This is a genomic window from Synechococcus sp. RS9909 (genome assembly GCF_014279595.1).
GTDB lineage: Bacteria > Cyanobacteriota > Cyanobacteriia > PCC-6307 > Cyanobiaceae > Synechococcus_C.
Map to the genome: position 1 here is coordinate 1,882,644 of NZ_CP047943.1, position 9,124 is coordinate 1,891,767.

Annotated in this window: 19 protein-coding genes and 1 pseudogene; 9 read left to right on the forward strand and 11 right to left on the reverse strand. The window is 61.7% G+C overall.

All coding sequences use genetic code 11. The features are described 5' to 3' along the window. Positions 1-3: 3 nt before the first annotated feature. Positions 4-636: a MarC family protein gene (locus SynRS9909_RS09825; protein WP_007101901.1), complete on the forward strand. Its 633-nt coding sequence runs from the start codon at positions 4-6 to the stop codon at positions 634-636. Here SynRS9909_RS09825 and SynRS9909_RS09830 read toward each other — a convergent pair. The 6 genes from SynRS9909_RS09830 to SynRS9909_RS09855 form a co-directional block, all read right to left on the reverse strand. Beyond that, a complete protein-coding gene (locus tag SynRS9909_RS09830) occupies positions 626-1,102 on the reverse strand; it encodes a L,D-transpeptidase (RefSeq protein ID WP_007101900.1) in 477 nt (158 codons plus the stop codon). The two genes, SynRS9909_RS09825 and SynRS9909_RS09830, sit on opposite strands and share 11 nt — an antisense overlap. A gap of 193 nt (positions 1,103-1,295) precedes the next feature. Further along, a complete protein-coding gene (locus tag SynRS9909_RS09835; RefSeq protein ID WP_007101899.1) occupies positions 1,296-1,883 on the reverse strand; it encodes an inorganic diphosphatase in 588 nt (195 codons plus the stop codon). 58 nt (positions 1,884-1,941) lie between these two features. Continuing rightward, entirely contained in the window at positions 1,942-2,403 is a 462-nt protein-coding gene (locus tag SynRS9909_RS09840; protein WP_116431316.1) for a L,D-transpeptidase, read from the reverse strand. After that, a complete protein-coding gene (locus SynRS9909_RS09845; protein ID WP_007101897.1) occupies positions 2,403-2,588 on the reverse strand; it encodes a hypothetical protein in 186 nt (61 codons plus the stop codon). Before SynRS9909_RS09845 ends, SynRS9909_RS09840 begins: the two co-directional genes overlap by 1 nt. Before the next feature lie 192 nt (positions 2,589-2,780). Beyond that, positions 2,781-3,038: a hypothetical protein gene (locus SynRS9909_RS09850; RefSeq protein WP_007101896.1), complete on the reverse strand. Its 258-nt coding sequence runs from the start codon at positions 3,036-3,038 to the stop codon at positions 2,781-2,783. A 58-nt stretch (positions 3,039-3,096) separates the two neighbouring features. Next, on the reverse strand, positions 3,097-3,417 hold the full coding sequence (locus SynRS9909_RS09855) for a hypothetical protein (RefSeq protein ID WP_050752629.1): 321 nt from the start codon (positions 3,415-3,417) through the stop codon (positions 3,097-3,099). A 112-nt stretch (positions 3,418-3,529) separates the two neighbouring features. Between SynRS9909_RS09855 and SynRS9909_RS09860 the strand changes: the two genes are divergently transcribed. After that, the gene (locus SynRS9909_RS09860; protein WP_038001181.1) at positions 3,530-3,763 is read left to right on the forward strand and encodes a hypothetical protein; all 234 of its coding nucleotides are present in this window, start codon (positions 3,530-3,532) and stop codon (positions 3,761-3,763) included. Beyond that, positions 3,763-4,077, forward strand: a complete 315-nt coding sequence (locus SynRS9909_RS09865; RefSeq protein ID WP_007101893.1) for a hypothetical protein — start codon at positions 3,763-3,765, stop codon at positions 4,075-4,077. The genes SynRS9909_RS09860 and SynRS9909_RS09865 overlap by 1 nt, the downstream gene beginning before the upstream one ends. A 21-nt stretch (positions 4,078-4,098) precedes the next feature. Here the strand turns inward: SynRS9909_RS09865 and SynRS9909_RS09870 are convergent, their stop codons facing one another. Together SynRS9909_RS09870 and SynRS9909_RS09875 are read right to left on the reverse strand one after the other, a co-directional pair. After that, positions 4,099-4,437: a phenylpyruvate tautomerase MIF-related protein gene (locus SynRS9909_RS09870; protein ID WP_007101892.1), complete on the reverse strand. Its 339-nt coding sequence runs from the start codon at positions 4,435-4,437 to the stop codon at positions 4,099-4,101. A 60-nt stretch (positions 4,438-4,497) separates the two neighbouring features. Next, entirely contained in the window at positions 4,498-4,680 is a 183-nt protein-coding gene (locus SynRS9909_RS09875; protein WP_007101891.1) for a hypothetical protein, read from the reverse strand. Positions 4,681-4,724: 44 nt separating this feature from the next. On the opposite strand from SynRS9909_RS09875, the gene SynRS9909_RS09880 reads away from it, so the two are divergent. Further along, the gene (locus tag SynRS9909_RS09880; RefSeq protein ID WP_007101890.1) at positions 4,725-4,976 is read left to right on the forward strand and encodes a hypothetical protein; all 252 of its coding nucleotides are present in this window, start codon (positions 4,725-4,727) and stop codon (positions 4,974-4,976) included. 109 nt (positions 4,977-5,085) lie between these two features. Next, positions 5,086-5,274: a hypothetical protein gene (locus tag SynRS9909_RS09885; RefSeq protein ID WP_007101889.1), complete on the forward strand. Its 189-nt coding sequence runs from the start codon at positions 5,086-5,088 to the stop codon at positions 5,272-5,274. A gap of 37 nt (positions 5,275-5,311) precedes the next feature. Here SynRS9909_RS09885 and SynRS9909_RS09890 read toward each other — a convergent pair. Next, a pseudogene (locus tag SynRS9909_RS09890) lies at positions 5,312-5,365 on the reverse strand (DUF427 domain-containing protein); the annotation flags it as partial. A 46-nt stretch (positions 5,366-5,411) separates the two neighbouring features. Here SynRS9909_RS09890 and SynRS9909_RS09895 point away from each other — a divergent pair. After that, on the forward strand, positions 5,412-5,897 hold the full coding sequence (locus SynRS9909_RS09895) for a GNAT family N-acetyltransferase (protein WP_007101888.1): 486 nt from the start codon (positions 5,412-5,414) through the stop codon (positions 5,895-5,897). 256 nt (positions 5,898-6,153) lie between these two features. Here SynRS9909_RS09895 and SynRS9909_RS09900 read toward each other — a convergent pair whose 3' ends face one another. Next, the gene (locus SynRS9909_RS09900; protein ID WP_007101887.1) at positions 6,154-7,104 is read right to left on the reverse strand and encodes an alpha/beta fold hydrolase; all 951 of its coding nucleotides are present in this window, start codon (positions 7,102-7,104) and stop codon (positions 6,154-6,156) included. Positions 7,105-7,245: 141 nt separating this feature from the next. On the opposite strand from SynRS9909_RS09900, the gene SynRS9909_RS09905 reads away from it, so the two are divergent. Both SynRS9909_RS09905 and SynRS9909_RS09910 read left to right on the forward strand, forming a co-directional pair. After that, entirely contained in the window at positions 7,246-7,482 is a 237-nt protein-coding gene (locus SynRS9909_RS09905) for a DUF2973 domain-containing protein (protein ID WP_007101886.1), read from the forward strand. Positions 7,483-7,704: 222 nt separating this feature from the next. Beyond that, positions 7,705-8,244, forward strand: coding sequence for a sterol desaturase family protein (locus SynRS9909_RS09910; protein ID WP_007101885.1), 540 nt, complete (start codon positions 7,705-7,707; stop codon positions 8,242-8,244). A 52-nt stretch (positions 8,245-8,296) separates the two neighbouring features. Here the strand turns inward: SynRS9909_RS09910 and SynRS9909_RS09915 are convergent, their stop codons facing one another. Next, entirely contained in the window at positions 8,297-8,506 is a 210-nt protein-coding gene (locus SynRS9909_RS09915; RefSeq protein WP_038001905.1) for a hypothetical protein, read from the reverse strand. Positions 8,507-8,693: 187 nt separating this feature from the next. Between SynRS9909_RS09915 and SynRS9909_RS09920 the strand changes: the two genes are divergently transcribed. After that, positions 8,694-9,104 carry a YccF domain-containing protein gene (locus SynRS9909_RS09920; RefSeq protein WP_007101883.1) on the forward strand — a complete coding sequence of 137 codons (411 nt, stop codon included), beginning with the start codon at positions 8,694-8,696 and terminating at the stop codon, positions 9,102-9,104. Positions 9,105-9,124 lie beyond the last annotated feature (20 nt).

Sequence of the window (9,124 nt, forward strand, 5' to 3'; positions counted from 1 at the left end):
ACCATGTCTCTGCTTCACACCGCCGTCGGCATCTTCACCATCTCCAACCCGATCGGCAACCTGCCGATCTATCTCTCGTTCACCGACGGGAACAAGCGAAAGGATCGGGCGATTGCCCGTAGCAGCGCCTTCACGTTTTTGATTGCCTTGTTGCTGGCCACCTGGCTGGGCGACGCCCTGCTTGGTTTCTTCGGCATCGGTCGACCGGCCTTCCAGGTGGCCGGTGGCCTGATCGTGGTGCTGATCGGCCTGTCGATGCTGCGGTCCGAACCCTCCAAGGTGCATCACGACCCCGACTCGGTGGATCGGGATCAGGATTCCGCCGTCAAAGGCATTGTTCCCCTCGGCATCCCGCTGCTGGCTGGCCCTGGCACCCTCACGGTGGTGATCGCCGATCCCGCCGCCGCCAGCATGGGCGGAAAGTTCGGCCTCAGCCTGGTGGTGCTTCTTCTCACCGTGGTGGTGTATGTGATCTTCGATGCCGGTGAGATGCTGTCGTCAAAGATCAGCACCTCGGCGTTGCAGGTGCTCACCAAGATCATGGGCCTGCTGCTCACGGCCATCGCCGTGCAGATGCTCTTCAGTGGACTGAGCGCCGGTTTCCCTGTGCTGATGCAGCACGCTCTCAGCGGGTGATCACCACCGGTGTGCCCACGTCCACCAGCTCAAAAAGCTGCTGAACATGGGCATTGAGCATGCGCACACAGCCATTGGAGACGGCAGCACGGATCTTCACCCAATGGGGCCAGGGAGTGCCATGGATCCCGAACTGGTTGGGTCCCTGTTGCAGGAAACCGATCCAGCGATGACCCAGGGGCGCCTTGGGTCCGGTGACCGGGTGCACCTTGCCTGACTTCGTGCTCTGGTATTGCGGGTTCTTCCGCATGTTCTCCACCTGAAAGACTCCGGCGGGAGTCGGTGTTTTTGGATCGCCGATCGCCACCGGCCAGGGCCCGAAGCGCTGACCATCGCGCAGCACACTGATGCGACGCTGGCGCAGATCGAGATGAATCTGCGTGGAGGGAGCAGCGGGGAGAACCGCAAGCTGATCGGGCACAGAAGCGGGGCGAGCCCGTCCTTGCACCGGCATGACCAACGGCATGGCCAGGGCCATCGAAAGGCCAGCAAGGGTCGACCAGGAAAGAGGCACAGAGCGAGTGGACATGAATCTGTCAAGACTCCTTGGTCTCAACCTAAACATCGCTCGCAAAAAAAGCAGCCCTGCCGCAACCGGCCATAAAAAAGGCGGGGTGACCCCCGCCCGCCAACGCTGCAACCCAAGGCTGAAAGCCTGTTCAGTCGACCAGCTTGGGATCAATCTCCGCCATGTAGCGCGCTTCGCAGCTCTTGATGATCTCCACAGCCTTCTCGGTGCCGAAGAAGCCGTTGACACTGCAGGTGCCGGGCTTCTTGAGGTCCTTGTAGTGCTCCCAGTAGTAGGTGGTTTCCTTCTTCCAGTGCTCACCGAGATCTTCAACACTCCTGATGTGATCCATGCGCTTGTCGTCAGCCAACACGGCGATCACCTTGTCGTCCACCTCGCCGCCGTCATCGAAGGTCATGATGCCGATGATGCGAGCTTCCACCACGGATCCAGGGATCAGAGGCTCGGTCACGTTGACGATCTCGATGTCGAGCGGATCGCCGTCCTCATCCCAGGTGCGAGGAATGCAGCCGTAGGCGAATGGGTAAGCCAGAGAGGAGTAGCCGACACGGTCCAGCTTCAGGTGACCGGTCTCAGTGATCAGCTCATATTTGTTGACCGTGTTGGAGTTGAGCTCCACGATCGTGTTCAGCCGCAGCTCCGCCTCATCAGCGAAGGCCGGCAGAACATGCAGCAGGTTGGGCATGCTGCGGCTCGGGGCCTGGTCAAGGTTGGCCATGGACAGGGTGGATCGGCGCGGCGCATCCTAGGAGCCGTGGCGCGCCTGGACTCCGGCCTCAGTTCACCACCCGCAACTGACGAATGTCTGCTTTGCGGATCCAGGCGACCACGGCATCGGTGTCGGCCTTGCTGGGCAGACAGATGCAACCACTCCCCGGCAGGCAGGTGTGAATGCCGAGAGCCGAGCGGGTGGTGGAGAAGCGAGGGCTGAGATCCACCCACCAGGAACCATCCCAGCGCTCTGGCCATCCCACGCTGTAACGCCCCACGGGAAGGGGTGCCCCGTTACCGGGAGACCAGCGACGATCAGCCGCCTGCGCCTTCGGGGTGCCGCTGACCGCCGGCCAGCTGGCAACGGCTTGTCCACCTCGCTGCAGTGTCAGGTTCCAACGGCGATGCCCGGAGGGCAGCAGCCCCCTGGTGCGTTGGAAGACCAATTCATAGGAGCTGGCAGCCACCGGCCCTGCTGAACTGACCAGCAGCAGCGCAACCAGGAGCAGGAAGGAGCGAACACGCATCATCGGCGCACTTCACGGATGACCGCGTCAATGCAGTTCGGACGATTACGGATGTAGGCGTTGAATTCGATCGCCATCAGACGGGCCTCATAGGCATCGCTGGCATAAAAACAGGACTCAAGTTTCTGCCCGTCAAAATGTTTGTAGCGAACAGTGTAAGGATCGAGTGTTTCGAGCGACTGCATGAGTGGAGCTTTGGTGCCCCTTTATGATCGCTCAATATCAACATCATCGGCCAACATCCGGCCTTGACGTGCTGCTAACCCAATCTTAGGGAACAAGCCTGGCCTACTGGTTCGCCATGCCGCAGCCCTCATCATTGCCAAGGCCTCGCCGTCCAAGGCTGAACGTGGAAAGGCCGATCCCTCGCGGGCTGATCAACGCTGCGCCGCCTGCGCCTGGATGGCGTCCACCGTGTGGTTGAGCTGGGCGATGTCATGCAGCCCATTCACATCGAACCAGGGTGCGGTGGCCCAGTCAAAGCCGGTGCCGAAGGTGTTGTCGGGCGCCACCACATACCAATGGCAATCAGCATCGGGCACATCCACAGCGCAATGCGACCAGTCGTTGCTCCACTGGGGCACTTGCACCCAGAGCACCGCGGCCAGCACAACGGCGAAAAGGCTGCGGAGCATGGATCTAAGACTGAGACAGTGCAGTCTAACCGCTTCTGAGCTGATGTAGGCCAGGAGATCAGGCCAGCGGTTCACAGCGATAGGTCTCGACCGCACCACGCCGCTGGCGGAATTCGGGATGGTCGGGGTCCTCGGCCCTCCACCACCAGCGACCGTCGGTGTAGCTAGGGGCACCAGTGTTGTTGGTACGCGGCAACTGCAGGGTGACGCCCCGCCAATGAATCAAGATCCCATCCCCAGGCACCGTGCCCGCAGCCGTGTTGGGGATCGAGTCGGCCAGAGCCCCCATCGCCTCCCGGCCCAGATCAATCGTTTCCACACTGAGCCGATCTCCCTCGCAGATCCAGTCGGCCGACACCGGGCTCGGAATCGCCAGCATCAGCTGCAGAGTGAGCGCAAGCGTCACAACGGCACAACAACAGCGATTCAGCAGGGAGGAATCCACAGCGAGCTCCTGGGCGCGACAGAGTGACAGTGTGGCGTTTCCAGCAATGCTCCCCTTCAGCCCGCTCTGCCCGATCAGTGCAGCGAAGATCGCCGGCCTGAAGGCCACGGTGATGCTGCTGCTCGTGCTTCTGATCAAGTCGAAACTGCTGCGAGTGAAGATGTCACTGCTCGGCTCCCTGCTTGGCCTGTTCATGCTCACCGGATTTCTGCTGAGCACGGGGCTCCTCACCCTGATCACCGGTGGCGCCGTGGCCTATGCCGCAACACGCAGCAAGTGATGGACGACTCCTCCAACCAGGCAACAGCCTCTCCCAGCCGCGACCAGATCCTGGCTGGCTCGGCAGGCTGGGTGGCCGTTTTGCTCAATGTGATTCCCGGCCTTGGCGCCGGCTACCTGTATCAGCGCCGCTGGAAGGCGTATTGGATCACGACGGTGCTGGCCACAGCCTGGTTTGCGGCAGGTGCAGCCCTGGGCCAGAACGCTGACCCAGCCGCTGAAGTTCAGAACCAGCTGGTAGGACTGATCGGCCTGGTGCTGCTGGCAGCGATCACGGCTGCAGAAGCGGGGCTGGCCGTGAAGCGGGTGCGCTGAACCTCTGAGCCATCAAGCGTCTCAACCGAAGGTTGAACCGTTCCAGCCCCAGCAGCTGGCCTGCACATCCTCAAAGCCGACATAAATGCGATTGGCGGGAATACCTGTGCGGGCCTCGATGAGCTCACAAAACGCGGCGGTCATCGCCGGCGGCCGCAGGGCCCCGATTGACTTGACCTCCACGTAGGCACAGGGCTCAGCGCTACCGGCGAAGGTCATGGGCACGCCGGTCTCCAGCAGGGTCATCACATAGGCCTCCGGCTTGCCGGTCTGCTCGGCCAGCGCCGAAGACAACTCCTGCAGCAGCCCCGAGCCATCCTGGACGGCAGGCAACGAGGTGCGCACGTTGATCAGGGGCACAGCGGGCGGAGCAACGACGCTGAAATGCTGCCACGTCAAGGCATGACTGTCTTGAACCGGCTAGTCCTCCCGCCGAAAGATGCGCTCCAGCTCAGCGCGGAACTCCCGATTGCTCAACGGCTCCCCCGCACGGCGACGGCGGTTGCGCTGCAACAAGGAGGCGATCCACCACACCTGCAAGGCTGCGAAACAAACACCGAACACCACCAGACTGATGGTGGGCGTATCGAGAGCGGTAAGCATCGGTGCGTTGTCTCTAGGGTGCGCAGAAGGCCTGAATCATCGCGATGAACGCTCCATCAGTGCGTCAGCAGGACAAGGACGAATGGCGTGATTTCATCCTGCGCGAATTGGTGAGCTTTCTCTCAGCGCGCAAGGAGGAGATCTACAGCAACTATGCCCAGCGCAGCCAGGGCCAATTACCCCTGGAGACGATCGAAGCCGCCGGGCTGATGGATTTCGAACTGGCGGTCACCTTCCTGCAGGACAAACGCTCCGGACTGGGCCGTGGTTTCCTGGGAATGAACCTGATCCCCTGATCACCGCGTGTGGTCATGCGGGAACGCTGAAAAACGGTCTGCACTGTCGCCATGGCGACGACCGAACTGGTTCACAGGGCCAAGCATGGATAGCAAACGCCCCATCCCCATGACCACCGAACAGGCGATCGAACTGATCGAAGGTGCGTTGGATTACAGCCGTCAACGCACCAAGTTGCTGGGTGGCTGGGAACGACTAGGCGATGCTGAGGCGATCCACCAGGAGTTCGACGAATGGCTGAATCCCCGCGGCGATGCCCTGCCCTTGATGCCCTGCCCCCTGCCTGAGGGGAAGTGATCGGTTGAGGGCAGGGAGGGTTCAGCTGATCTCCCCCCACCACATCCCAGTAGCGGGCCGCTCCTTTCCAGCCGCAGACGGTGGTGTGAGTCGACTCGCGAAATCAACGGCAACGTAAGAGGAAGCGGCCCCATGCCATGAGCATTCGCACCCTTCATCTGGCGGCGTTTTCCGCCGAACCGCTCTACGGCCCCGAGGAAGCAGGCACGATCGCCGACCTGGCCGAAACGTTGATCGCCGAAGGGCAGGCCAGTTTCACGTTGCAACGGGAGGGAACCGTGGTGGCCCATGCCTGCTACACACCGCTCAGGCTGGTTGAAGCGCCGCAGCTCAAGGCCTACGTGATGGCGCCACTAGCCGTGCTGCCCGCCTGGCAACGGCAGGGTCTGGCCACTGAGTTGATGCAGAAAGCGGAAGAGGCACTGGATGCGGATGCGATCTTCGTGCTGGGCAATCCCCTGCACTACGCCCGCCGCTTCTCCTCCCCGCATCAGGTGTCGCCTCCCCAACCCACCGACCACGCGGACTGCTGGTTCGCCCGGGCGCTAAAGCCAGGGGTTCTCGATGACCTGAAGAGCGCATCTCAGATCGAGGGCGCTCTCAACAATCCGGAGTTGTGGTGATTCCGATTGCTTCGGATCTGTGTCATGGTGGTGAAGTGAAGCGGGTGTTCCCAAGACGGGGTCCCGCCAGCCAAGCGAGCCTGAATATCCACTCCATTCAGCGCGATCCGAATACACCGACCAAACAACACCATGAAGAAACACTCCGCGCCCAAGCGCGATCGGCCCAGCGCGACTGAGCGGCAGAGGCCCCTCAGCAGCATGATGCCGTCCCGGAGCAAGGGCAAGACCACACATGCCACAACACCCCAGTGGATCAGCTGGGAGGATCTGCTCGGCCATCGCTGAGATCTGCGCAAGGCCCAGCCGCCTTTTGCAGAACGGCGACAGCATGGGCCTGGGCCTCCTCCGCATCGGGTGCAATCCAGAACGCCAGGTGGGAGCCCGCCGCGATCCAGTGCAGCTCGGCCCCTTCGATCTGGCCATGGGCCCACCGGGCATCCTCAGGAAGCACATCCCGATCGGCTTCACCATGCAGGATCAGGGTGGGGCAGCGGATGGCGGTGAGATCGAGTTGGCTGATCGCCGCCAGCTGCTTCAGATCATTGCGGACGCCCTCATGGCGTTGCTGAAACCGCTCCGACATCGTGCGCATCATCGCCTGCACGAAGGCCAGCTTGTCTGGCGAGTTCAACACCTCGCTGACCCGCTCCTGCAGGATTTCCGGATTGAGGCTGCTTTCCGTCTTCAACAGGTTGCTCACCACGGTGCCGGGGAAGTGACGCCCCAGCCAGTCCATCAAACCAATGCCCGGTCGGCTGAGAAAGATCGCTTCTTCCCAGGCACTCAGCTGCTCACCCTTGTGATACGACTGGGTCACCCCATCGATCACCACGAGGGATTGCACCCGATCGGGGTGTCGACTGGCGAGCAGATAGGCCGGCGGGCCTCCAGCAGACGCTCCCACCACGCCCACGGAAGGCAGCTCCAGCGCGTCGAGCAGCGCCGCGAGCAGATCCGCCTGTTCCTCCAGGTGGACGCCGCTGCTGAGGGGAGTGCCCAGATACCCCGGGCGCGACGGCGCAATCACACGAAACCCTTCCTGCAGCAAGGGGAGTGCCATCAATAGCCCCTGGTCGCAACCGCCGGGCCCACCATGCACCGACAGCACGGTGGGCCCCGCACCGAGACAGGCGATCTCCACCGCACCCTTGGCGGTTTGAATCAACCGGGAGGGCTGGGACAGACAGACCTCAATGCTGAACACGGTGCAGACGAGTAATTATCACAACACTAGTGCAATATCAACATGGAGAACAGGGCTGCATGAGTGTGAGTCGCGCGAAGACGTGCAACCACGGGGCGAGCATGGAAACCGTTAATATTTCTTCATACGAAAGATGGAATCATGTTGACCAGTCTCTTTCCCCTGCTGTACATAGGAGCCTTTCTTTTCCTGCTTGTGCAGGGATTTCAGATGATGCGGCTGGGACGCTCCGCCAACACGGCCAACAACCGTTGCAAGGATCGCACCGGCCTGCGCACCACCCACCCGGAGCTGCTGAATGCCGACGGCGAACTCACCAACGAAGACCTGTTGGTGGTGCACTTCCCCGACCTCGATCAAGCCGAACCCAGCCGATAGTGCCAGCTCCACCGACAAGGTGGAACGCTGCGGAACCGTCGCAATGCAAGCTCAGGGCTGCGCTCCGCCCCAATTGCCACTAGACATCAGCAGTTGCGAAGCGTCTCGTCCGTGTCGTCAAGACAGTCCTTCAGAGCTGAGGAATGGGCCGATGCAACGCTGGCCTGTGGCTCTGTAGCCCTCTTTGCGCTGATAGCTGCTGCTGCCATCAAGCTTCACGAGATGGGCTTCACGCGGATCTATGGGAATCCGAATCTGCACGGTTGGTGGTATTTGCCGATCAGCTACCTGATCGTGCTGGGCCTGCAAGACACCTGTTTCTATTTCTGCCACCGCTGCTTTCATCATCCACGGATCTATCGCTGGACCCATCGAGGTCACCATCGATCCCGCCATCCGTCGCCGCTCACATCGTTTGCCCTTGATCCGATCGAAACGCTGCAGCATGGTCTCGTTTTGCTCGGCATCATCCTCGTTCTGCCCCTGCACCCCGCCACCCTGCTGGCGGTACTCACAACGATGACGGCCTGGACGGTGATGAACCACCTCAGCCCTGAACAGCTACCGGCACGCTTTCCCCACCACTGGCTGGGTCGCTGGATCATCGGCCCCGCCCATCATTCAATTCACCACAGGAAACAGACCGTGCATTTCGGCCTCTACTTCACGTGGTGGGACAAGGTGCTGAACACGCAAGACAACAGCTACCCGGCGCTGCTTAGGCCACTGCCGTTGCCCACCAGAAGCTGGCCGACAGGATGACCGACACACCGAACACGATCAAGGCGATGTCGATGGCCTGAGCGAGCGTCCGCTAGCGAACCACCCCGAAGGCGGCAATCTCCGCTGGCGATGGATCCATTCCCAACGCCAGCTGCAGCAAGCGTGCAGCGAGCAGCTCATCCCCCTCCTCCAGAAGCAGGCGATGCAGATGCAGCACCTCGCCGTAATCCGCCGCGGCGGAACCGTTCAGCAGTCCACGGGCTGTGCCGCGTGCCACCACAAGCTGTAATGACATGCTCATGCTCACAACCTGGCAGCGGCGCCGAGCCAAGGCGAGAGACAGCAGATTTCCATCGCATTTGCCGCCCAGAGACATCTGGGCTGAACGCTCACTGCCGATCAGTCGGCGCTGAGTCTGAAGAGAGCAACTTCGGCGCACAGGCCACAACAGCCAGTCGCTTCGCAACGAACGGGGTGATGATGCAGCCATGATCAGTTCTCTGCTCAACATTCTCTGGGTCGTGCTCGGAGGGTTTGTGATGGCCCTGGGCTGGTGGCTGGCAGGCCTGATCTGCGCGATCACGATCATCGGTCTGCCCTGGGCGCGCTCCTGCTTTGTGATCGGCAGGTTCTCGTTCTGGCCGTTCGGGCAGGAAGCCGTGAACCGCAGAGATCTAAGCGGCCGAGGCGATCTGGGCACCGGGCCGCTGGGGCTGCTCGGCAACGTGCTCTGGTTTGTGGTGGCGGGTTGGTGGCTGGCGATCGGCCATCTCACCTCGGCGCTGGCCTGCTTCGTGACGATCATCGGCATTCCCTTCGGGATCCAGCACATCAAGCTGGCGCTGATCGCTCTGGCACCGGTGGGCATGACCGTGGTACCGGTGCGCTCGACTGATTGAGATCCACCGGCACAGCACCA